The sequence below is a fragment of the Ruegeria sp. BC3 genome (assembly GCF_056539265.1).
In genome coordinates, this window is record NZ_JBQFUP010000003.1 from 419,220 (window position 1) to 440,914 (window position 21,695).

25 protein-coding genes and 1 other RNA gene are annotated in these 21,695 nt (G+C 59.0%); 9 read left to right on the forward strand and 17 right to left on the reverse strand.

Going from position 1 to position 21,695, the window contains the following annotated elements; genetic code table 11:
- Window positions 1-6: 6 nt before the first annotated feature.
- The 3 genes from ACR0MV_RS10990 to ACR0MV_RS11000 all read right to left on the reverse strand — a co-directional run bounded on the left by ACR0MV_RS10990 (window position 7) and on the right by ACR0MV_RS11000 (window position 3,530).
- Window positions 7-747 (reverse strand): YbaY family lipoprotein, encoded by a 741-nt coding sequence (locus tag ACR0MV_RS10990; RefSeq protein WP_480702146.1) that lies wholly within the window; start codon window positions 745-747, stop codon window positions 7-9.
- A gap of 99 nt (window positions 748-846) precedes the next feature.
- Entirely contained in the window at window positions 847-2,625 is a 1,779-nt protein-coding gene (locus tag ACR0MV_RS10995; RefSeq protein ID WP_480702147.1) for an SLC13 family permease, read from the reverse strand.
- 89 nt (window positions 2,626-2,714) lie between these two features.
- Window positions 2,715-3,530 carry a TIGR00282 family metallophosphoesterase gene (locus tag ACR0MV_RS11000; RefSeq protein ID WP_480702148.1) on the reverse strand — a complete coding sequence of 272 codons (816 nt, stop codon included), beginning with the start codon at window positions 3,528-3,530 and terminating at the stop codon, window positions 2,715-2,717.
- An 88-nt stretch (window positions 3,531-3,618) separates the two neighbouring features.
- Here ACR0MV_RS11000 and ACR0MV_RS11005 point away from each other — a divergent pair, with 88 nt between their 5' ends.
- Window positions 3,619-3,855 (forward strand): putative hemolysin, encoded by a 237-nt coding sequence (locus ACR0MV_RS11005; RefSeq protein WP_480702149.1) that lies wholly within the window; start codon window positions 3,619-3,621, stop codon window positions 3,853-3,855.
- Between the two features lie 2 nt (window positions 3,856-3,857).
- Here ACR0MV_RS11005 and ACR0MV_RS11010 read toward each other — a convergent pair whose 3' ends face one another.
- Window positions 3,858-4,415 carry a 5-formyltetrahydrofolate cyclo-ligase gene (locus ACR0MV_RS11010; RefSeq protein ID WP_480702150.1) on the reverse strand — a complete coding sequence of 186 codons (558 nt, stop codon included), beginning with the start codon at window positions 4,413-4,415 and terminating at the stop codon, window positions 3,858-3,860.
- Window positions 4,412-5,806: a magnesium transporter gene (mgtE, locus tag ACR0MV_RS11015; protein ID WP_480702151.1), complete on the reverse strand. Its 1,395-nt coding sequence runs from the start codon at window positions 5,804-5,806 to the stop codon at window positions 4,412-4,414. Before mgtE ends, ACR0MV_RS11010 begins: the two co-directional genes overlap by 4 nt.
- A 140-nt stretch (window positions 5,807-5,946) precedes the next feature.
- Between mgtE and guaD the strand changes: the two genes are divergently transcribed.
- The gene (gene guaD, locus ACR0MV_RS11020; RefSeq protein WP_480702152.1) at window positions 5,947-7,236 is read left to right on the forward strand and encodes a guanine deaminase; all 1,290 of its coding nucleotides are present in this window, start codon (window positions 5,947-5,949) and stop codon (window positions 7,234-7,236) included.
- Window positions 7,237-7,302: 66 nt separating this feature from the next.
- Here the strand turns inward: guaD and ACR0MV_RS11025 are convergent, their stop codons facing one another.
- The 3 genes from ACR0MV_RS11025 to ACR0MV_RS11035 all read right to left on the reverse strand — a co-directional run bounded on the left by ACR0MV_RS11025 (window position 7,303) and on the right by ACR0MV_RS11035 (window position 9,959).
- Window positions 7,303-8,637 (reverse strand): 8-oxoguanine deaminase, encoded by a 1,335-nt coding sequence (locus ACR0MV_RS11025; protein WP_480702153.1) that lies wholly within the window; start codon window positions 8,635-8,637, stop codon window positions 7,303-7,305.
- A 114-nt stretch (window positions 8,638-8,751) separates the two neighbouring features.
- Window positions 8,752-9,543, reverse strand: a complete 792-nt coding sequence (gene hisN, locus ACR0MV_RS11030; protein ID WP_480702154.1) for a histidinol-phosphatase — start codon at window positions 9,541-9,543, stop codon at window positions 8,752-8,754.
- 44 nt (window positions 9,544-9,587) lie between these two features.
- Window positions 9,588-9,959, reverse strand: a complete 372-nt coding sequence (locus ACR0MV_RS11035; protein ID WP_058275630.1) for a helix-turn-helix domain-containing protein — start codon at window positions 9,957-9,959, stop codon at window positions 9,588-9,590.
- 309 nt (window positions 9,960-10,268) lie between these two features.
- On the opposite strand from ACR0MV_RS11035, the gene ACR0MV_RS11040 reads away from it, so the two are divergent.
- The gene (locus ACR0MV_RS11040; RefSeq protein WP_170422892.1) at window positions 10,269-11,225 is read left to right on the forward strand and encodes an NADPH:quinone oxidoreductase family protein; all 957 of its coding nucleotides are present in this window, start codon (window positions 10,269-10,271) and stop codon (window positions 11,223-11,225) included.
- Between the two features lie 7 nt (window positions 11,226-11,232).
- On the opposite strand, the gene ACR0MV_RS11045 is transcribed toward ACR0MV_RS11040, so the two are convergent.
- Window positions 11,233-12,114: a LysR family transcriptional regulator gene (locus ACR0MV_RS11045; protein ID WP_170422894.1), complete on the reverse strand. Its 882-nt coding sequence runs from the start codon at window positions 12,112-12,114 to the stop codon at window positions 11,233-11,235.
- 127 nt (window positions 12,115-12,241) lie between these two features.
- Here ACR0MV_RS11045 and ACR0MV_RS11050 point away from each other — a divergent pair, with 127 nt between their 5' ends.
- Together ACR0MV_RS11050 and ACR0MV_RS11055 are read left to right on the forward strand one after the other, a co-directional pair.
- On the forward strand, window positions 12,242-12,451 hold the full coding sequence (locus tag ACR0MV_RS11050; RefSeq protein ID WP_480702155.1) for a DUF1127 domain-containing protein: 210 nt from the start codon (window positions 12,242-12,244) through the stop codon (window positions 12,449-12,451).
- A gap of 181 nt (window positions 12,452-12,632) precedes the next feature.
- Window positions 12,633-13,409: a Bax inhibitor-1/YccA family protein gene (locus ACR0MV_RS11055; protein ID WP_170422898.1), complete on the forward strand. Its 777-nt coding sequence runs from the start codon at window positions 12,633-12,635 to the stop codon at window positions 13,407-13,409.
- A gap of 177 nt (window positions 13,410-13,586) precedes the next feature.
- Here the strand turns inward: ACR0MV_RS11055 and ACR0MV_RS11060 are convergent, their stop codons facing one another.
- The 3 genes from ACR0MV_RS11060 to ACR0MV_RS11070 all read right to left on the reverse strand — a co-directional run bounded on the left by ACR0MV_RS11060 (window position 13,587) and on the right by ACR0MV_RS11070 (window position 15,289).
- On the reverse strand, window positions 13,587-14,093 hold the full coding sequence (locus tag ACR0MV_RS11060) for a hypothetical protein (protein ID WP_480702156.1): 507 nt from the start codon (window positions 14,091-14,093) through the stop codon (window positions 13,587-13,589).
- Window positions 14,094-14,291: 198 nt separating this feature from the next.
- The gene (rpmG, locus tag ACR0MV_RS11065; protein WP_007799108.1) at window positions 14,292-14,459 is read right to left on the reverse strand and encodes a 50S ribosomal protein L33; all 168 of its coding nucleotides are present in this window, start codon (window positions 14,457-14,459) and stop codon (window positions 14,292-14,294) included.
- 125 nt (window positions 14,460-14,584) lie between these two features.
- Complete coding sequence (locus tag ACR0MV_RS11070) at window positions 14,585-15,289, reverse strand: DUF533 domain-containing protein (protein WP_170422902.1); 705 nt, start codon at window positions 15,287-15,289, stop codon at window positions 14,585-14,587.
- A 318-nt stretch (window positions 15,290-15,607) separates the two neighbouring features.
- On the opposite strand from ACR0MV_RS11070, the gene ACR0MV_RS11075 reads away from it, so the two are divergent.
- The 3 genes from ACR0MV_RS11075 to ACR0MV_RS11085 all read left to right on the forward strand — a co-directional run bounded on the left by ACR0MV_RS11075 (window position 15,608) and on the right by ACR0MV_RS11085 (window position 17,501).
- Window positions 15,608-16,243, forward strand: a complete 636-nt coding sequence (locus tag ACR0MV_RS11075) for a DUF1326 domain-containing protein (RefSeq protein ID WP_170422904.1) — start codon at window positions 15,608-15,610, stop codon at window positions 16,241-16,243.
- A gap of 13 nt (window positions 16,244-16,256) precedes the next feature.
- Window positions 16,257-17,099, forward strand: coding sequence for a DUF2182 domain-containing protein (locus ACR0MV_RS11080; protein WP_480702157.1), 843 nt, complete (start codon window positions 16,257-16,259; stop codon window positions 17,097-17,099).
- A gap of 69 nt (window positions 17,100-17,168) precedes the next feature.
- Entirely contained in the window at window positions 17,169-17,501 is a 333-nt protein-coding gene (locus tag ACR0MV_RS11085) for a GYD domain-containing protein (RefSeq protein WP_170422908.1), read from the forward strand.
- Between the two features lie 8 nt (window positions 17,502-17,509).
- On the opposite strand, the gene rnpB is transcribed toward ACR0MV_RS11085, so the two are convergent.
- From rnpB to gatC, 5 genes are all read right to left on the reverse strand, one after another.
- An RNA gene (rnpB, locus tag ACR0MV_RS11090) (RNase P RNA component class A) lies at window positions 17,510-17,909 on the reverse strand.
- A 124-nt stretch (window positions 17,910-18,033) separates the two neighbouring features.
- A complete protein-coding gene (locus ACR0MV_RS11095) occupies window positions 18,034-18,708 on the reverse strand; it encodes an N-acetylmuramoyl-L-alanine amidase (RefSeq protein WP_480702263.1) in 675 nt (224 codons plus the stop codon).
- Window positions 18,695-19,393, reverse strand: coding sequence for a hypothetical protein (locus tag ACR0MV_RS11100; RefSeq protein ID WP_170466473.1), 699 nt, complete (start codon window positions 19,391-19,393; stop codon window positions 18,695-18,697). The genes ACR0MV_RS11095 and ACR0MV_RS11100 overlap by 14 nt, the downstream gene beginning before the upstream one ends.
- 40 nt (window positions 19,394-19,433) lie before the next feature.
- Complete coding sequence (gene gatA / locus ACR0MV_RS11105; RefSeq protein WP_170422914.1) at window positions 19,434-20,921, reverse strand: Asp-tRNA(Asn)/Glu-tRNA(Gln) amidotransferase subunit GatA; 1,488 nt, start codon at window positions 20,919-20,921, stop codon at window positions 19,434-19,436.
- A 3-nt stretch (window positions 20,922-20,924) separates the two neighbouring features.
- Window positions 20,925-21,212, reverse strand: a complete 288-nt coding sequence (gatC, locus tag ACR0MV_RS11110) for an Asp-tRNA(Asn)/Glu-tRNA(Gln) amidotransferase subunit GatC (protein ID WP_058275619.1) — start codon at window positions 21,210-21,212, stop codon at window positions 20,925-20,927.
- Between the two features lie 238 nt (window positions 21,213-21,450).
- On the opposite strand from gatC, the gene ACR0MV_RS11115 reads away from it, so the two are divergent.
- Window positions 21,451-21,615 (forward strand): hypothetical protein, encoded by a 165-nt coding sequence (locus tag ACR0MV_RS11115; protein ID WP_170422916.1) that lies wholly within the window; start codon window positions 21,451-21,453, stop codon window positions 21,613-21,615.
- The last annotated feature ends 80 nt before the right edge of the window (window positions 21,616-21,695 follow it).

Genomic DNA, 21,695 nt, shown 5'->3' on the forward strand with positions numbered 1-21,695 from the left:
TAGCCCTTATCCCTCGCGGGCAAGCTGCACGAGCGGTTGCCCGTTGCTGTTCAAGAGCACCAGAGTGTCGCCCTGGAAAACGTAAGCCGATACGCCCTGCAATGCTTTGAAGAACTGCCGCTCGACCTCGTCCAATGGCGGCGGACAGGCCATCAAAGTAGCGGCCATGTTATCCGGGAACTCGATATTGGTTCCGGTGATCTTGGCCTGACCGGAAAACCGATTGCACCCTCCGGTTCCGGAAAAGGCCCCGTCTTGCGCAAATGACAATGCAGGGCGGCGTTCCGTCTCAATAGGCGCGCCGTTCAGGCCCATGGCCGTCCAATTGGTGTTTTCCAAAGTGGCGGCTCCGGGCGGTTGCACCTTGACCAAAACCAGATCCGTGGTGTTCCCCGCCCCGTTCGTCAGAACCGGATAGGCAGTGTCTGTGGTGTAAAGCAGCTTGTCGCCCTGAAAAATTGATCCGCGAACCACATAGCGCATCCCTTCCTGGATCAGAGCGTCATCGTAGCTCAATTCAAACTGCGCAGGCACGCCGGTCAGCGCATAGCGTTTGGCCGACAAGGTGACCGATGGGACATCGGCGCGCGAGACGTCCTGCAACTGGACAAAAAGGGTCGCATCAGGCGGCACCGCGATGCGTTCGCGATAGGTGGCCGTGCCTTCGATTGTACCTGCCAAGGCGGCCCCACCAAGTGTGGCGGCCATCGCCGCGGCCGCAAAAGCAGTGTATCCGGTCTTGAGCATGGCTGTGCTCCTTCCTTGTAAATTCATTTATTCAAAACATTGTGTGTGGCTTTGAATTTACAAGGACTTCTACAGAAAGCCAGCGGTTACACGCCGGTTCTAAAGAGGCCAGATGAACGGTATCAGCAACGAGGCCAACAACCCAACCGTCAGATTCAAGGGCACGCCGACCCGCAGGAAATCAGTAAACCTGTACCCGCCGGGGCCGTACACCATCATGTTGGTCTGATATCCGATCGGTGTTGCAAAAGACGCCGAGGCTGCGACCATGACTGCAACAACCAACGGGCGCGGGTCAATCCCAACGGCTTGCGCCAGGCCGATGGCAATCGGCGTGACGACAACGGCGACCGCGTTGTTCGACACCAGTTCTGTCAGCACCGAAGTCAGCAGGTAGACGGCCCAGATGATCAGGAACGGGGGCAGCATGCCCAAACCGGGGGCAATGGCCTCGACGATCAGGGAAACTGCCCCGGATTTGTCCAAAGCTGCACCAATGGCAAGCATGGAAAAGATCAGGGCCAACAGGCGGCCTTCAACAAAGGAAAACGCCTCATCCGCGTCAATGCAGCGGGTCATCAACACGACGGCCACTGCCAACACCGACAATAACAGGATCGGTGCAACGCCCAGCGCGGCCAGCACGACGATCCCGATCAGCGCACCGATTGCAATCGGCGCGTGGCTGCGACGGAACGCGCGGGCCGAAGGCTGGGTGACGTCGACCATATCCATATCGGCGGCCAGTCTTTGAATATCCGCCGGAGAGCCTTCCAACAGCAGCGTATCCCCGACGCGGACGACCAATTCGTCCAACTGCCGACCGATGTTCTGGTTCCGCCGATGCACCGCCAGCACATAGACACCGTAACGCCGCCTCAGTCTCATCGCGCCCAACGTGCGGCCGACCATGCGGCACCCCGGAGTGATCAGGACCTCAACCGTTTTGGTTTCAACCGCCGAAACCTGGTCGACACGCTTGAGCTCTTTGTTCGTCTGCAAGCTCAGCAGTTCGGTCATCTCGGTTCGCAACACGACGCGGTCGCCGACCTTCAGCGTGACGCCCTTGAGGTTGCGCCGCAATGACTCGTCGCCCCGAACCACATCGATCAGGCGAACACCGGGGCGCTTAAACAGTTGAACTCCGGTGACGTCGCGCCCGATCAAGTTGCTGTCGGGCGGAATTACGGCCTCGGTAAAGAACTTCATCTTGGACCGGTCGCTGAGCATCGACGCCATACTGTCGCGTTCCGGCAGCAATCGCGGTGAGATAAAACGCAGGTAGAACATGCCGTATATCACCAAGGCGATGCCCAGCGGTGTGACCTCAAAGATCGTAAACGGCGTCATCCCCTGCGCACGGGCCACACCATCGACCAGAAGGTTGGTCGAGGTTCCGATCAGGGTCAGCGTACCGCCCAGAATCGCCGCATAGCTCAGCGGGATCAGCAGCTTCGAGGCTGGTACATTCAAGGTGCGCGCGATCTGGACAAAGACCGGGATCATGACGACCACCACAGGCGTGTTTGAAACCACTGCCGAGGCGATAACGACGAAAGCCATCAGCGTCGCTATGGCGGCCTTGGGGTTCACCTGTGCCTGTTTCTGCGCGGTTGATGTGAAAGCATCCAGCGCGCCCGTGCGCACCAATGCCCCCATGATGATGAACATCGCCGCGATTGTCCAAGGGGCCGGGTTTGATAGGACCGCCAACGCGCTTTGGTAGGGAAGGATGCCGGTCACCAGCATCACCGCGACCCCGCCAATTGCGACGACTTCGGTCGGATAGACCTCGCGCAGGAACATGATGAACATGCCTGCAACGACCAACAGCGCCAGTATTGCGCTTCCCATTTCTGTCAGTTGAAGGAATTGCATTCTTGGTATTCAGTCCGAACCCTGGCCTGGCTTACGCGCCCGTCAGGCAGTTTCACGCATTGCGCGCGGCAGAGCAAGCCTGACGTGGATTATTGCGGCCCGGCCTGCTGCAACCGTCCGCCAATGCGTACCATTTGAACAGATTTCGCCTGTCCATCGCGGTCATCGGTTTCAACGAACACACCGCTCAGCGTGGCCTCACCATTGGCCGGGGTGAACCGGGCCTTGGGCATTCCGGTGATGAAACGGCGCATCGGCTCGACCTTGTCCATCCCGATGACCGAGTCATAGTCGCCGCACATCCCGGCATCAGACAGATACGCCGTGCCACCCGGCAGAATCTGCGCGTCCGCCGTCGGAACGTGGGTATGCGTGCCGACCACAAGGCTGGCGCGCTTGTCGCAATAGTGGCCCATGGCCATTTTCTCGGACGTCGCTTCGCAATGCATATCAACGATGATCGCCTGCGCCTGTCCGCCACGGGGGTGCGATTTCAGGATCGGTTCGATGGCCGAGAACGGGTCATCAAAGGGGCGCTTCATGAAAACCTGGCCCAGAACTTGCACCACCAGAACCTTGCGACCGCCCGGGGCGGTATACAGCCGGTGCCCTCTGCCCGGCGCACCTTTGGCAAAATTCACCGGGCGCACGATGCGGGGCTCTTTCTCGATGAACTGCAGCATGTCCTTTTGGTCAAACGCATGGTCGCCCAGTGTCAGGCAATCAGCCCCCGCATCCAGCAGCAGCTTGGCGTGATCCCCTGTCAGGCCCATCCCGTTCGAGGCGTTCTCGCCATTGACCACGACGAAATCCAGCCGCCATTCATCGCGCAAACGCGGCAAATGCTGCTGTACAGCCGCACGCCCAGCGCGGCCCATGACATCACCCAGAAACAGTATTCTCATGGCTAACGTCCTAAGTGTGGTGTCCTCCAAGCACAAGTGGTTAAACTGCGGTCATAAACCGTGAAAACGCATTGGACAGGAGACGTTAATGACCCGTTACATCACCCCAGTGGCCGCTCTGGCCCTCCTCGCTGCCTGCGATCAGGCCGATCAAGCTTCGGAGCAGCCTGTGGGGCTGGCCAATCCTGCTGCGACCTTCTGCATCGAGCAAGGCGGGCAATACGAGATACAGGATGGTGAGAACGGCCAAGTCGGAATCTGCACCCTGCCGGACGGATCCAAGCAAGATGCGTGGGAGTATTTCCGTGCCGAAAACATGGGTTAGGCCTAGAAGGTCAGAACCCGACTTTCGGTAATGACCATGTCGAGTGGCTGATCGGTCGGCTCCAACGGCAGGCCTTCGGCCTCCTGCGCGTCAAAGGCAAAGCCGATGGCCAGTGTCGGGCGCTTGGCGCGCAGCCCTTCCAGCGTGCGGTCATAGAATCCGCCGCCATATCCCAGCCTGCCGCCCCGCGCATCAAAAGCAACCAGCGGCACGATCAAAATCTCGGGGTCGAAAAAGTCATCGACCTCGGGAACTTTGGCACCGAAGGGCCCGTCTTTCAGAGCCCCTTCGGGCGTCCAGCGCGAGAATTTCAACGGCTGCCCGGCGGCCTGGATGACGGGAACGCCGACCGCGCCATACGCCGACGCTTCGGCCATTGCTGGCAGCGGATCAATCTCGGTCCGGATCGGCATGTAGCCCGAAAGCGGCACACCGCGATGACCGGCCAAAACTTCGGACAATCGCCCGGCGGCGCCCGGCATACGCGCATCGAAAGCAGCCTTGCGGCGTGCAAAGGCGGTCTTGCGTGCAGCAGCCTTGATTTCAGTCAGATCGGTCACAAAAGCACCACGCTGGCAAGCCCCAAGAAGATGAAGAAGCCCATGACATCCGTTGTGGTGGTCACAAACGTCCCCGATGCCAGTGCCGGGTCAACCCCCAGACGGTCCAGCAAGACAGGTACTACCGTACCTGCAAAGCCTGCGATGACCATATTCACGACCAAGGCCGACCCGATCACGACACCCAGCATCGGAGAGTCGAACCACATCATCCCTACGGTGCCCAGCACAATGGCGAAACACAGACCGTTGAGCATGCCGACCAGCAACTCCCGCCTGATCACCCGCATGACGTTTGCGTTGGTCAGGTCGCGGGTTGCCAGGGCACGCACCGCAACCGTCAGCGACTGCGTCCCGGCATTGCCGCCCATGGACGCGACGATCGGCATCAGGATCGCCAGTGCAACAAGCTGATCAATCGCCGCTTCGAACTGGGAAATCACCAGCGAGGCGCAGATGGCCGTGCACAGGTTCACCGCCAGCCACGGCAGGCGGCGTTTGCTGGTGGCCGCGACGCTGTCGGACAGAGAGCTTTCCTCACCCACACCGGCCAGGCGCAGGATGTCTTCTTCATGTTCCTCGTCCAGAACAACCATCGCGTCATCGATGGTGATGACGCCGACCAAACGCCCGTCGGCGTCGACGACAGGGGCCGAGATCAGGTGATACTGGTTGAAAGCATAGGCCACATCCTCTTCGTCCTGATCGACGGGGATGGTGTGGAATTCCTCTTCGGCGATATCGTGCAGCGAAACGTCCCGCCGGGTCGCCATCAGCTTGCCCAGCGTAACCTGCGCCACGGGTTTCAACCGCGGATCGACCAGAACCACGTGATAGAACTGTTCGGGCAGATCGTCATTGGCGCGCATGAAATCGATGGCCTGCCCCACGGTCCAGTGCTCGGGCGCCATGACAACCTCGCGCTGCATGAGACGGCCAGCCGAGTTCTCGGGATAGGACAGAGCCTGTTCCGCCGCGATCCGCTCGGAATCTTCCAGAACATCAAGGATTGCCTCTTGCTGCGGCTCTTCAAGGTCCTCCAACAGGTCAACGACATCGTCGCTTTCCATATCTCGAACAGCATCGGCAAGAACGTCAGGGCGCAGGACACTGATAACCTCTTCCCGAACGGACTCGTCCAGTTCCGAGAGGATGTCGCCGTCGAATTCCTTGTCATACAACCGGATCAGGCGTCCGCGATCATAGGGGTTGATCTGTTCAAGAAGGTCGGCGATGTCCGCAGGGTGCAACGGCTCCATCAGTTCGATCAGCTTCTCGCGATCATCCACATCCACCGCATAGAGGATCGCAGCCACAGTCCTGCGGTCCAGCGCATAGACGTCGTCTTCATGGCCAGCGTCGGTTACGGGTTCATCATAGCCTGTCGTCATGTCTGCCCCCGTTTGGTTCCTGCATTGACCCCTAATTAGAAGAAGCAGCTACCGGAAAACAATGACAATGCGGCGATTTACCGGCAAGTTTCGCCGCCTTATGCTGTTTCCCAGTCCCATACAGGCGGAGAACATTGGAAATGGCGCAAAAAACGCTTCTGAAAGGGCGCGTCCTGAGTTTCAACGGATCACCCTTTGAAGGTGAACCGACCGAGGCCGTCACCATAAGCGAAGCGGTATTGATCGAGGGGGGCCGGATCGCTTCGGTCGCGGATGCAGACAGCCTGATCTCTGCACACCCGGATGCCGACATTGTGGACCATGGTCAGCATATCATCATGGCCGGGTTCGTAGATTCGCATGTGCACTACCCCCAGACCGCCATGATCGCCAGCTGGGGCAAGCGCCTGATCGACTGGCTGAACACCTATACCTTCCCCGAAGAAATGAAGTTCGGGGACCCGGCGTATGCCGCCGAGATCGCCAACCGCTATCTGGACCTGACCGCAGCGCACGGAACCACGACCATGTGCAGTTTCTGTACTATCCATCCCGAAAGCGTCGATGCCTTCTTTGCCGCAGCGCAACAACGCGGGCAGCGTGTGGTGGCTGGCAAAACCTGCATGGATCGCAATGCGCCAGAGGGCCTGCGGGATACGCCTCAGAGTGCCTATGACCAGTCGCAAGCATTGCTGGAGAAATGGCACGGCGTCGATCGGATTTCTTATGCCATCACGCCGCGGTTTTCGCCGACATCGACGCCAGAACAATTGGAGGCGATGGGTGCGCTTTGGGCCGAGCACCCGCATTGCCTGATGCAAACGCACCTGAGCGAGCAGACGGATGAGATCACCTGGGTCCGTGAGCTGTTCCCGGACGCGCGGGACTATCTGGACACCTATGAAAAGTTCGGCTTGCTGGGGTCACACGGCGTTTACGGCCATGTCATCCATCTGGAGTCGCGAGAACGCGATCGGCTGCGCGAAGTTGATGCCGCACTGATACACTGCCCGACCTCGAACACCTTCATAGGATCAGGCCTGTTCGACATGGACGGCCTAATGCGCGACGGGCATCGGGTTGGTCTGGCCACAGACACCGGCGGCGGGTCGAGCTTTTCGATGTTGCACACCATGGCCTCGGCTTATGAAATCGGGCAGTTGCGTGGTGCGCCCCTGCACGCGGCGCAGCTGTTGTGGCTGGGCACCGTCGGTTCGGCGCGCTCTTTGCGGATGGACGACTGCATCGGCAATGTGGCACCGGGAATGGAGGCTGATCTGGTCGTGTTGGACCTTGCCTCAACCCCCGCTATCGCCCAACGAGAAGCCTGCGCAAATGACCTGTGGGAGGCGATCTTTCCAACCATCATGATGGGGGATGATCGGGCGATAGCAGAGGTGTGGATCGGTGGCCGGAAGGTCGAGACTTAGGTTAAATGCGCCTGCGGCGCATGCCTCCGGCGGAGGTATTTTTGGCCAGATGAAGAGTGGATCCTGCTAAACGGCCAGTGCACGCGCCAGGCGATTGTGCGTTTCTATGACACGCGGCAGGTCGATCGTTGTCAATTCTCCGGTCCGTACGATCTGACGTCCTTCCACAAACAGGTGCTTCACCTTCATCGGCCCGGCCAGCAGCAAGGCGGCCGGATCCCAGCTACCTGCGCTTTCGATGCTGCGTGTATCCCAAATGGCGATATCGGCACGTTTGCCGGGCGCGAGGCGTCCGCAATCGGGTCGGTTTAGTACTTCGGCACCGCCGCGTGTGGCGATCTCTAACGCCTCGCGCGAGGACATGGCGTCGGCCCCGTTGCTGACCCGCTGCAACAGCATGGCTTGACGCGCTTCGAGTATGAGACTGCCGTTGTCGTTGCTGGCCGAACCGTCAGCACCGAGGCCCACCGGAACACCCCTGTCACGCATGGAACGCACCGGCGCGATGCCGGACCCCAGGCGGCAATTGGAACAGGGACAATGGGCGACACCGGTTTGGGTTCTGGCGAATAGGTCAATTTCGGCCCCGTCCAGCTTGACGCAATGGGCATGCCACACGTCAGACCCGGTCCAACCCAGATCCTCGGCATATTGGCCAGGTCGACATCCGAACTTGGCTTGCGAATACGCAATATCCTCGTCGTTTTCAGCCAGATGGGTGTGCAGCATCACGCCCTTGTCCCGCGCAAGCAGAGCCGTGTCGCGCATCAGATCGCGGCTGACCGAAAACGGCGAACAGGGCGCCAAACCAACACGGCACATCGACCCTTCGGATGGGTCGTGAAACGCGTCAACCACGCGGATCATGTCGTCGAGGATTTCTGGTTCGACCTCGACCAAAGCATCCGGTGGCAGCCCTCCGTCGCTTTCGCCAATGCTCATTGCGCCACGGGTCGGGTGGAACCGCAGGCCAATTTCCGCGGCAGCTGCGATGGTGTCGTCCAGCCGCGCGCCATTGGGATACAAATACAGATGGTCGGAACTGAGTGTGCATCCCGAAAGGGCCAGCTCTGCCAAACCAATCTGAGCCGACACAAACATCTCTTCCGGACCAAAACGTGACCAGATCGGATAAAGCGTCTGCAACCATCCAAACAACAGCGCATCCTGCCCGCCCGGAACGGCTCGGGTCAGGGTTTGGTACAGATGGTGATGGGTGTTCACCAACCCGGGGGTCACGACACAGCCCGAGGCATCGTGCACCTCTCCGGCAGTTTGCAAATCGTGGCCGATTTGCGCGATTTGTCCTTCGCGGATCAGAATATCCGCACCAGACAGTTCTTGGCGCGCATCATCCATCGTCAGAATGGTGTCCGCGTTTTTGATAAGGATTTCGGTCATTTCGCCCTCCTGCATCAGCCCGTTTCATGCAAGGAGTGCGTTGGCTGGCGGAAAACGGGCACAAGAACCAGCCGGCAAGACCCTACCCGACCGGTCGAAACACGGCAACCGGATTTAGTAGTTGCGCAGAACCTCAAGGGCGGCTGCGTGCAGTTCGGGATTGGCCGCCGCCAAAGCGCGACCGCCATTGTGGGCTGGACCGCCTTGCCAATCGGTGACGACCCCGCCTGCGGCTTCGATAACCGCGATGGGGGCTTGGATGTCATAGGCATTCAGACCGGACTCGATGACCAGATCGACCTGTCCCGACGCTACAAGCGCATAGGCGTAACAATCCATACCGTAACGGGTCAGTTTTGCCTGACCAGCCACCGCCTCGAACCCGGCGCGGTCTTCGGGGGTGCCGACCTCGGGAAATGTGGTGAAGACGATGGCCTGATCCAATGCAGTGGTTTGGCGCGTTTTCAACCGAGCCTTGCCAGCAGGCCCAGTGACCTGCGCAATGTCGGCCGAGCCGATAAACCGTTCTCCGATATAGGGCTGATCGATCACCCCCATGATCGGACCGTTGGCCGTGCTCAGCGCGATCAGAACGCCCCAGGTCGGCGTCCCGCTTATAAAGCCGCGCGTCCCGTCGATCGGATCCAGAACCCAGATGCGACCGCTGGAGCCTTCGACATGACCGAATTCTTCACCAAAGATACCATCTTCGGGGCGGTGGCGCGCCAGAACCTCGCGCATTGCCTTTTCGCCGTCGCGATCGGCAACCGTCACGGGGTCAAACCCGTCGTCCAGTTTATTCGATGTCTGAAGATCGGTTTGCCGGAAAAACGGAAGAATGGCCTCGCGCGCGGCGTCGGCCATTTCTTCGGCTACTTCCAGATCGGTCAAAGAAGTCTTTTGCATGCGATAGCCGTGAGGCGCGCGCAGTGCAGAGTCAACCCGCTAAATCAAGCGACGTCGCTGAGAACCCGCGCGAGTTCAAACAGACGGCGGCGCTGGTTTTCGGGAATCGCATAGTAGGACCGCACGAGGTCCAGCGCTTCTTTGTCGCCCATCAGATCGGCAGGAACCGACTTTTTGCCGCTTGTCTCTTTTTCGGCCTCTTCCAGACCTTCGAAGAAAAAGCTGACGGGAACGTCCAATGCCTCGGCGATATCCCACAGGCGCGACGCGCTGATCCGGTTGGCCCCAGTTTCATACTTTTGAATTTGTTGAAACTTAATACCAACTTGCTGCGCCAACTGCTGTTGGGTCATGCCAATCAGCCAGCGGCGATGCCGGACGCGTTTGCCCACATGGACATCGACGTGATGGGTCATTGGTATTCTCCTCTCCTACACACAACTACAGGGGGCGCGCATGATTTTTCAACGCAACACTAGCGAGTCGCACTTAACCACTCCCTAATTTGGAACATACCCCCGAAACAGCACCATAGCGCAATATTGCGTCATTTGGGTATTTTTTCAAGAAGGTTGAATCAGTTCGCGCTTACAAATGTTTAGGGTTGTGTTGTTTTCGCGCGGCGTTCCTTCGTCACCTGGCGTCGGTCGCCCCCCTGTCCGGGTAAACGATTGACAATCTGCCGCCGAAGCGAACCTATGCCCGCAAAAGAACGGAGCGCGATCATGCAGGCATTCACGATTCCATCCCAAGGAGCCGCGGCCCAACTGGCTGAGATTGATCTTCCCGAACCCGGTCCGGGGCAGGTTCGCGTGGCGATCAAAGCCTGCGGCCTGAATTTCGCCGATCTGTTGATGCAGAAAGGCACGTATCAGGACACGCCTGCCGCTCCGTTTACTCTTGGCCTGGAAGTTGCCGGAGTTGTCGACAAACTGGGGGACGGCGTCACGACGCTGCGTCTCGGCGATCGCGTGGCAATATACTCCGGTCAGGGCGGGCTGGCCGAGTTTGGTGTTTTTGACGCCGACCGGGCAATCCCCCTGCCCGATGCGATCAGCTTTGAAGACGCTGCCGCCGTTCAGATCGCCTATGGCACCAGTCACATCGCGCTGGATCATCGCGCGCATCTGCAACCGGGTGAAACCCTGCTGGTGACCGGAGCGGCGGGCGGTGTCGGTCTGACCGCCGTAGAGATTGGGAAACTCATGGGCGCAACGGTGATCGCCCATGCACGCGGCCCTGAAAAGCTGGAAGTCGCACGTGCTGCCGGAGCGGATCACCTGATCGACGCCTCAGAAGACCTGCGCGCACGCGTCAAAGAGCTAGGCGGTGCGGATGTCGTCTATGATGCGATTGGCGGCGATGTGTTCAAAGCGGCATTCCGGGCCACCAACCCCGAAGGCCGCCTGTTGCCCATCGGGTTTGCAGGCGGAGATGTGCCACAGATCCCGGCCAACCATCTGCTGGTCAAGAACCTGACCGTCATTGGCTTTTACATCGGCGGGTACCTAAAGTTCCGCCCTCAGATCGTACAGGACAGCTTTGAGACGCTATTTGGTTGGCTCGCCGAGGGACGGATCAAGCCGCATATCAGCCACGTCCTGCCCTTGACCGAGGCCGAAAAAGGTATGCAGCTGCTGCGCGACCGAATTGCCACCGGCAAAGTGGTAGTCACACCCTAGGTGGCCGTTACCCCACAACCGCCTTGAGAGGCGCGCTGCCGACCATCCGAAAATTCTGACGCACCAGATCGGCCAGCGCCTCGACCACTGCTCCACGACCGGCTTCTCCCCCGTACAGATTGATCACGTGCGCGGGCAGTTCGGGCAAAGCACCAGCCGCATCGATCTGTTCAAGATGCGCCGCCTCGGTCCCGTCCAACATTGCGTGAACGGCAAGATCAGCGCTGACGGTGGCTTCGATGGTGCGGTCGTTCTCGGTTTCGACCGACAGTTCCCACGGGATGCCCGCTGCGTCGAGCGCCGAAATCATCTGGGGCCGGAAAACGCACCGACGGCCGACGGCAAGAGGAATCGGGCGCTTGCGCCACGCAGATCCACCCGGAGCCCCAATCCACCGCAGCGGCAACTCGGCCACAGTTTCAGACCCGTCCACTGCCGAGGCTTCGGTTGTCAGGATCAGATCGCATTCGCCACGACTGAACATCTCTTTCAACTGCAGCGAATAAGACGAAACCAATTGCACCCGGACGCGCGGGAATTCTGCGTTGAACCTTTGCAAAACGCGTGGAATTGCCGGGTACACAATGTCATGCGGGACGCCCAGCACCACCTCGCCCTCATAGGCTTGGTCGGTCAGCTTGGAAATTACCTCATCATTCAGCGCGATCATGCGGCGGGCATAGGCCAGCAGCTGCTCGCCAGATGCGGTCAGAGCGATGGTCCGGCCGCTGCGGTCCAACAACTCAAGCCCCAGCAACTCTTCGAGCCGCTTTAATTGCATCGACACCGCAGATTGCGTCAGGTGCAAAAATCCGGCGGCTCGCGTCACGCCCCCTTGATCCGCAACTGCGACGAAAGAACGGAGCGTTGTGATGTCGAGGTTTCGCATGTTCACGGATCCTTATGCATCAGTTCAAAAATATTCATTTTCCAAATGTGTCATACTGCGCCATATAAATCAAGGAAGTTGATGATAGATCAACAAACCATCGCAAATCAGAGAAAGGACAATAAACATGACCCAAATTGCACTCAAACACGCCTGCACCCCTAAACGGCGGTTTTCGTTGTCTATGATTCGCGATGCCTTGTCCCTGCACCGTCAGCGCAAAACACTTGCGCGACTGGATGCACGCGCCCTAGAGGACATCGGAGTCACCCGTGAACAAGCTCAGGCCGAAGCCGCCCGATACGCGTGGGATGCGCCGGAATTCTGGCAAAAGTAACTCTGGCATACATCTTTTCTCAGAGAATGGCGGCGCGATCCATCGAGCCGCCATTTTTGTTGCGTCTTTTAGCCAGTTTCCGGCGTTAAACCCTTGAAACGCGGCCCGCACTTGCCGATATTTGCGGGGAATGTGGCTCGTATCGAGACCACGACAAGAACTATGCGAAGGGAGACCCTTAATGGCACAATTTGACACGATCCGGACGGCGACCGGTGCGCGCGCTGCCCAGATTGACGAGGGCCTACGCGCCCACATGAACAAAGTCTACGGCACGATGTCCGTGGGCATGCTGATCACGTTTGCAGCTGCCTGGGCGATCTCGGGCCTGGCAACGACCACCGATCCTTCGGCCGCAGCGGCCCAGATCAGCGAAAGCAAATACCTGACGTCGTTTGGCTACACGCTGTTCGCATCGCCTCTGAAATGGGTGATCATGTTCGCACCGCTCGCCTTTGTGTTTGGCTTCAGCGCCGGGATTAATCGCCTGTCCGCAGCTGGCGCACAGACTGTGTTCTACCTGTTCGCAGCCGTAATGGGTGTTTCGATCAGCTGGATCTTCCTGGTCTTCACAGGCCAGTCGATCATTCAGGTCTTCCTGATCACAGCGATCGCCTTTGCGGGCCTCTCGTTGTACGGATACACGACCAAAAAGGACTTGTCCGCAATGGGCACGTTCCTGATCATGGGCGTGATCGGCCTGATCGTAGCTTCGATCGTCAACATCTTTCTGGCATCTTCGGCCGTGGCGTTTGCGATTTCTGTTATTGGTGTTTTGATCTTTGCCGGTCTGACCGCATATGACACTCAGAACATCAAAACCACCTACCTACAGATGGCACATTCCGGCGATCAGGAATGGCTGGGCAAGGCCGCCATCATGGGCGCGCTGAGCCTGTACCTGGACTTCATCAATATGTTCATGTTCCTGCTGCAGCTGTTCGGCAACCGCGAATAAGCGGAAGCAAATTTTGAAACAGAAGGCGGGCCACTACGGTCCGCCTTTTTTATTGCCCGCTCGTCAGCAGCGTCCGCTCAGTAATCCACTTGACGCGCGCAAACCCTATTACACCGCAAAGAAAAAGGCCCCTACCCTGTGGGCAGAGGCCTTACGGTGAAATACCTGATCAGTGGATCAGCTGCAGTTCAGAGCCACTGCAAAGCCAGAACTACGGGAGGACGACCCCTTGCGATAAACCTGTCCCGCAGGAAGGCATCCGGTGAACTGTTCGGCGTTCTGACCGAACGCAGAGCCAATCCGATTGTCGACACGAGTGCTGTTGTTCTCGGTCCGCAACACGCCGAAAAGCGTGCCGTTCACGTTAACGGTGCTCAGGTACATATTCATGTCCGAACCGGTGAGGACAACCGAGTTGGCATCGCTACGACCACCATTGTCGATAGCAACCCGGGCGACCTTCTCGGGCTCGGTCTGATCTGTAGAGACTGCCACAGCCGGCAGCACAGCAAGTTCCGCCGGTACATTTGTGGCAGTAGGAAGGAACGCGACCGCGCCCGGAACATCCGAGAAGGTTCGCGGCTCACCATCGATTCCAGTGAAACCGACACCCGAACGGTTTAGCGGGTCTTCACAAGCCGCCAGAGCGAAAACGGCAATTGTGGATAACAAGATTTTTTTCATGGCGACCAACATTTTGGGACGATTTGCTGAAGCGTATTGCCAAGGTGATCCAAAAAGCAACCCAGCGCCGGACCGAATAATCCCTACGCTGATGCGTCGCTGCAACGGCCCTGTTCGGCAAACACCGCCATCCACGCAAAGAAAAAGGGCCCCGCGCTTGCGGAACCCTTTTCTATTCTGTCCAAGATGGACGGCAGATTACTTGATCTTGCCTTCCTTGTACTCGACATGTTTCCGAACAACCGGGTCGTATTTACGAACGGTCATTTTCTCGGTCATGGTGCGCGCGTTTTTCTTGGTCACGTAGAAGTGGCCCGTGCCCGCGGTCGAGTTCAGACGGATCTTGATTGTCGTCGGCTTCGCCATGGTTATCTCCTGCGTCCGAAAAGGCAGGGGCCTTTCGGTTGAATTCCTATGAGCGTGCGCTTTTACGCCTTGCACCGCTCGTGTCAAGGGCAATTGGGCACATGGGCGGCGATATAGGGTAAGCGTCAGGTCGAAAGCGTCGGAGCGCCCATATACACATGAATTTGGTCGCGTTCAGCGTCGGACAAGCCCAGCGCAGTCGCCAGCTGCCCCAGATAGGATGCCTCGCGCGCGTTATCCAGACGAATCGCCGCCAATGACGTAGCATAGACCTGCGTCTTGAGCGGCGCAGCAGAGTCAGCCGCCAGCCCAATCACATCGATCGGTGCGTTCAGTTGATCCTGAACAAAGGCGCGTTCTTCGTCACTGATATCGTCGCCCAGCTCACCCAGAATGGTTTCCTTTTCGTGCTCGTCCAATTCTCCGTCCGCTTTCGCGGCCTGGATCATCGCGCGCAGCATCAGCTTGGCCTGCTCCTCCATCGCGGCCCCTCCGGGGGTGCCTTTGAACACCGTCTCCATCATGTCCACAGTGTTCTGACTGCCGGTTTTTGCGGCCCCCTGCATGGCATTCATCAACCCACCAAGACCAGCCGCCCCTGCCGGGTTCGCCATACCAAGCTTTCCAATCATCTCTTGCAGTCCAGCGGCACCACCGGGCATCCCGAACTGTTCCGCCATCTTGCCCAGCTGATCCATGCCAAAGCCGCCCCCGGTCCCTTGCATCATGTCCTGCAGCCCGGCCATACCGCCCATTTGCTTGTACTTCTCAATGCCTTTTGCCGCAGCAAATCCGACCGCAACCGAAGCCAGTGCTTTCATGAAGCTCATAACAATCCTCCCAAACTTCAAAATGTGTGTTCGTAGTTTAGCAGATTTCGGTGAAGCAAGTTATCTGCTGAGAAGGCAGATGCCCCGTGACGCTAGCGTAAAAACAGGCAGCTGCGGTCTGGTTTTGAGATTTGAGCACCTAACAGGCGTAATCTCGCACAAACATGAACCTAATTTGTCAGAAATTCGAATTTGTGATAGTTAGCGCGCTATCAACAATCTCAAGAAGCCAATTTCCGGCTCATCCTTCGAGGCACAATAAACAGGCCAGCGACCGCGTCAGCAGCGTTTGCATGATTTATAGTGTTAGGGGGCATCATGACTGAGTGGACCATTAAGGGCGAAGAATTGGCCAATTGTAACTGCAACTTCGGTTGCCCCTGCCAGTTCAGCGTTCTTCCGACCCATGGAAATTGCGAAGCTGTCGTTGTGTTCGACATCCAAAGCGGACACTACGGCGACACCGATCTGGCAGGCGTAAAAGCAGCTGGAGTTTACTACTGGCCAGGCCCTATTCACGAGGGCAACGGTCAGATGCAACTGGTCATCGACGAAAGCGCCAGCGCCGATCAGCGCGCCGCACTGCAGGCCATTATGACCGGTGAAGACACCGATGAAATGGCGACGATGTGGTACGTCTACAGCGCGATGGCCCCGACCAAACACGAAACACTCTACGTTCCGATCGAATTGAACTGGGACCGTGACGAACGCACCGGTTTCGCGAAGGTAAAGGGCATCTTCGATGTCGAGGTCAGCCCGATCCCGCACATCGTCTCGGGCGCGGCACACCGGGCGTCGATCCAGCTTCCGAACGGGTTCGAGTATCGCCACGCCGAGGCGGCCTCGGGAACTGCCAAAACCCATGGCGGGGAAATCAGCCTGACCTTTGATGCGACCCATGCCCATTTGGCTCATCTGAATATCTCGGGCCACGGTGTCCTGGGCGCCTGACCCGGGGCGCATCATGACCTCCCACCCCACCCAGCCCCGCACTGGGGCGGTCGAGCGGTTGATGCGGCATGACCGGGCCATCGTTCTGGCCGGCGTTTCGCTGATCATTCTGGTTTCGGCCTGGTACACAATCGCCGGGATCGGAATGAACATGACCGCCGCCGAAATGACCCGGATGGCCGGTCCTATCGGTGAGCCCATGCAGATGGGCTCGGCACCTCAATGGGATTTGCAATTCGCCACCCTCATCTTCCTGATGTGGTGGGTCATGATGATCGCAATGATGACCCCCAGCGCCGCCCCTGCTGTTTTGCTGTACACAGCGATAAAACGGGCGGGACCGGAACGAGCCAAGGCCGCGCACTTTAGCTTTTTGTTTCTAGCTGGGTATCTTGTCGCCTGGGCGGTGTTCAGCCTGATTGCGACGGGGATGCAATGGGGGCTTGAAAGCATCGGGCTGTCCGACGGGCCGATGATGACCATCCGGTCCAAGACCTTCGCCGGATGCATTCTGATCCTCGCCGGGGCCTACCAGCTGTCCGATCTCAAAACAGCTTGTTTGCGGCATTGCCAAAGCCCGGCTCGGTTCATTGCAGATCACCATAAGCCGGGGGCTTACGGAGCCCTCAGGACCGGCGCCCTGCATGGGGTTTACTGTCTGGGCTGCTGCTGGGCGTTGATGGCGCTGTTGTTTGTCGGCGGGATCATGAACCTCTACTGGATCGCTGGCCTTGCCATTTATGTGGCCTTGGAAAAGCTGCTGCCCAACGCGCGCTGGCTGCCTGTGGCGACCGGATTGGCGCTGATCGCGGTGGGCCTTTGGGTCGTACTGGACGCCGTCCTTCACATTTTCTGAAAAACGATTTCAGGCCGTGGGACCCGGCCAATTTCAGGGTTCTAAAACATCGAACTAAGGAGGAGTGTTATGCCCATTTTCATCACCTACGCGTCTTATTCGCAGGACGGGGTCAAAGGCATGCTGAAAAAGCCTGCAGACCGCACTGCACCGGTCCGCGCGCTGCTGAAAAAGGTCGGCGGCAAGCTGATAGCTTTTTATATGACGACCGGCGACAATGATGTGGTGGTCATCAGTGAGGTTCCCGACGGAACCGATGCCGTTGCCGTTGGAATGGCTGTTGCGGCCTCGGGTGCTGTGTCAAACATACAGACCGTGCGCGCCTGGAAGGCGAAGGACTTTGCCGCCATCACGAAGAAAGCGGCAAAACTGGCCGGGACTTACACGCCGCCCGGGAAATGATCTGAGATATGCGCGGAGGGCCTGTAAGCCGGATCTTGTTCCAGGGTTGCCCCCTTCGATGACCATTCCTCTAGGCCGTGCATTGCTGCGCGGCTCAAGCTGCCAACCCGGTCCCTCTCGGCCAAGACGCGCTTAGCGGTGGTATCGGCGGACGCCGACCATCCCGCGCGGGGACCCTATTTGGCATTGCTCCCGGTGGGGCTTGCCGTGCCGCCACTGTTGCCAGCGGCGCGGTGGGCTCTTACCCCACCGTTTCACCCTTACCCTCGACCGAAGTCTTGGGCGGTCTGATTTCTGTGGCGCTTTCCGTCGGGTTTCCCCGCCCGGGCGTTACCCGGCACCGTTGTCTTGTGGAGTCCGGACTTTCCTCTCGGGTCTTGCGACCCCAGCGGCCATCCGGCCCTCCGCGCGACGGTCGGGGTATGCGTTGTGCCGGGCGGCGTCAAGGGTGGAGGGGGTACAAAGGGGCCAGCCCCTTCTTGGCCTGCGGCCAATTCAACCCCGAGGTATTTTTGGCCAGATGAAGAACGGATCAGGCATGTTTGGCCAAAGGAGCGAGATCGGCTGCGCACAGCGAACCTTTGCCCCAAGGCCGATAGCGAAGGCGAACAGCGCTCAGCAGGGTTTCATCATCGACATCGGCGCTGAAACCCGCGGCGCGTGCCAGTGTTCTGAACTCGTCCAAGGTGGCGGGTCGCGCCTCACCGTTGGGGCTGCGCGGCGCGGCAAGTTTTTTGCGCTCCAGACGCTGCCAATCAAAACGCGGACCGGGATCAAACTTACGGCCCGGTGCCATGTCAGAATGACCTATCACTCCGTTGGGCCCAATTCCCCAGCGGTTCATGACCTGAGGCAATAGCTGTTCCAGCACGCCCATTTGAGGTTCCGAGAAAGGATGCACGCCGGTGTTGTCCAGCTCGATGCCAATCGAACGAGAGTTGATGTCGGTCTGACCGCGCCACTCTCCGGAACCTGCGTGCCAGGCGCGGTCTTGTTCACGTACCATCTGCCACAAGGTTCCGTCGCCACCGATCAGGTAATGCGCGGAAACCTCATAGGCGGGGTCGCACAGTCGATCCAGCGCATCCTGCGCAGTGTTCATGGCAGTGTAGTGCAATACGATCAGGGATGGTTTTAACCCATCCCTGCGCGGCCCGAAATTGGGCGAAGGATGCCAGATCGGTGTCAGTGGATCAGTTGTTGACAGCACTACGGAAGGCACTGGGATCCCAGCCGCAGGCATAGCCGTCGCCGTCGGGGTCCAAACCGTTGCGGTCACGTTGGGGCCCACCGCTGGCCAGAAACTCGATCTGAGCCTGATCCGGCGACGGGAACTTGGCGCAGTTTCGCTGGGCCTTGGCCTCAAGGTTGAAACCGGCACGGCTGTAAAGTTGTGTGCCAACCGGGTTCGAGGTGCTGAGCGCGTATTGCACTATGTTCGGCTGCCCGTCCGAACCGCGTTGTGGAACGGCGGTCGGGGTGACGACTTCGTAGGTCTGGCGGTTCTGCTGAATGAGGGCAGCGTCGGACTCAATCGTTCGGCGGCCTGAAACGGCGGCGAAGTCCTGTTCATCCGAGATCGCGTTGCTGCTGGCTGCGGACAGCGGCGCTTGCGTCACTGTGCTTTGACCTGAAGTGCTGGCCAAGGCGGCAGCTGTTGCCGAGGCGATATCGGCGTTGTCTCCGGTCGGCGCGGTGCCAGGTGCACCCAGTTGCTGTTCTGATACCTCAGCCGGGCCAAGCAGCGGGTTGCCGGTATAGCCCTGCCCCGCCAACGTAGCCTCGCGTTGTGCCTGGTACTGCGGCGTATTGAACCCTGTACCCTGGACCGGGGCCACCGTGTTGCAGGCGGCCACAAGCCCGATTGCGGGGATCAGAAGCGTAAAGCGCATTCAGCTGCTCCGTCTTAACTCGTCTTGCCTGACGACAGAGTTACCACCATTTGCCCGGTTTGGCCACAAACCCGGCGGCGCTTTCCAGCGCATAGGCCGTGTTCAGCAGATCGCCTTCGTCCCACGGGCGACCGATGAGCTGAAGACCCAGCGGAAGACCCTGTTTGTCCAGCCCTGCGGGAACCGAAACGCCAGGCAGGCCAGCCAGGTTCACCGTAACGGTGAAGACATCGTTCAGGTACATCTGCACCGGATCGGCATCGGTCATTTCGCCCAGACCGAAAGACGCGGACGGAGTCGCCGGGGTCAGGATCGCATCGATCCCCGCGGCGAAGACATCCTCGAAGTCTTTCTTGATCAGGGTGCGGACCTTGCGGGCGCGGTTGTAGTAGGCGTCGTAGAAACCAGCCGACAGCACGTAGGTCCCAACCATGACACGTCGCTGCACCTCGTGGCCAAAGCCCTCGGCGCGGGTCTTTTCGTACATCTCGGTGATGCCGTCACCCTGCGCCAGCTGCGCACGGCGGCCATAGCGGACACCGTCATAGCGCGCGAGATTCGAGGACGCCTCGGCGGGTGCAATCACGTAGTAGGCAGGCAGCGCGTATTTGGTGTGGGGCAGCGATATATCGACAATCTCGGCACCCGCTGCTTTCAGCATCTCGGCCCCTTCGGCCCAGAGCTTTTCAATCTCAGCAGGCATACCGTCCATGCGGTATTCCTTGGGGATACCGATCTTCTTGCCTTTGATGTCTCCGGTAAGCATCGCCTCGAAATTCGGGACGGCCAGTTCGGCACTTGTCGAGTCCTTGGGATCGTGACCGCACATCGCCTCAAGCATGATCGCGGCATCGCGCACATTCTTGGTCATCGGACCGGCTTGATCCAGCGAGGAGGCGAATGCTACGATGCCCCAGCGCGAGCAGCGGCCATAAGTCGGCTTGATGCCAGTGATACCAGTGAATGCTGCGGGCTGACGGATTGAACCGCCGGTGTCGGTGCCGGTTGCGGCCAGACACAGATCAGCAGCCACCGCAGATGCCGACCCACCGGACGAGCCCCCCGGCGTCAGTTGGGCGTCATCATTGCCACGGCGCCATGGGCTGACCGCGTTGCCATAAACGGAGGTTTCGTTGGACGAGCCCATCGCGAATTCGTCCATGTTCAGCTTGCCCAGCATCACTGCACCGGCATCGGCGAGTTGCTGCGAAACAGTAGATTCATATTCCGGCTTGAAACCTTCCAGAATCTTCGAGGCCGCTTGCGAGGGCACGCCCTTGGTGCAGAACAGATCCTTGATGCCGATCGGCAGACCACACATGGACGGCGCGTCGCCGCCCTTGATCCGCTCGTCCGCTGCCTTGGCGCGTTCCAGCGCAATCTCGGGCGTTTTGTGGACAAAAGCGTTCAGCGCGCCGGCGTCATCGATGGCCTTCAGGCAAGACTCGGTCAGCTCGACCGAGGTCACTTCACCTTTGCGCAGCGCGTCGCGGGCCTCGGCCAGGCCCAGTTTGTTCAGATCGCTCATGTCTTACTCCACAACTTTGGGAACAGCGAAGAACCCTTCGCGCGCATCGGGGGCATTGGCCAGGACCTTGTCCTGCTGGTTCCCGTCGGTGACCACATCCTCGCGACGTTTCAAGCGCATAGGCTCGACTGAGACCATCGGCTCGACGCCTTCTACGTCGACTTCGTTCAGTTGTTCGATGAACCCAAGGATGGTGTTAAACTCGGACGCCAGCGCCGGCAGCGCGTCATCCTCGACCTTGATCCGGGCCAGTTTGGCCACCTTGGCGGCATTGCTTTGGTCAATCGACATCGGATATCCTCATATGCGTTAGGGGGCATTTACCTGTCTGGTCGCCGGGTCGCAAGACCGCCGAGGCTCTGATCCACCCCTGGATCTGTCGCAAAGGTCCATAATTTCGATCCGATCATTCGTTTCTGCATACCCCCTATGCAAAAAAGTAAACCGTTTAGTTCATTTTGCCCCTTGAAAAAGTGAACTGAACTGTTCATTTCATACTTCACGGCACAGCCTGATATGGAGAAAACCGATGAAAACGTTCATGACTGCCTTTGTATTGGCCACCACAGTTCTTACTGCACAAGCGCAAGCGGGCGGGTTTGGCCCGAGCATGGACACCCTGACACGCAGCCTGATGTTCCCCGATCAGGTAGAGCAACCCGTCACCAAGGACCAAATCAAACCGGGCAAGTAACTTGACCCGTCAAACCGGGCCGGGCCCAAATGCCCCGGCCCGGCAATTGCTTGCTGCGCACCACGCGGCAAATCGCTACG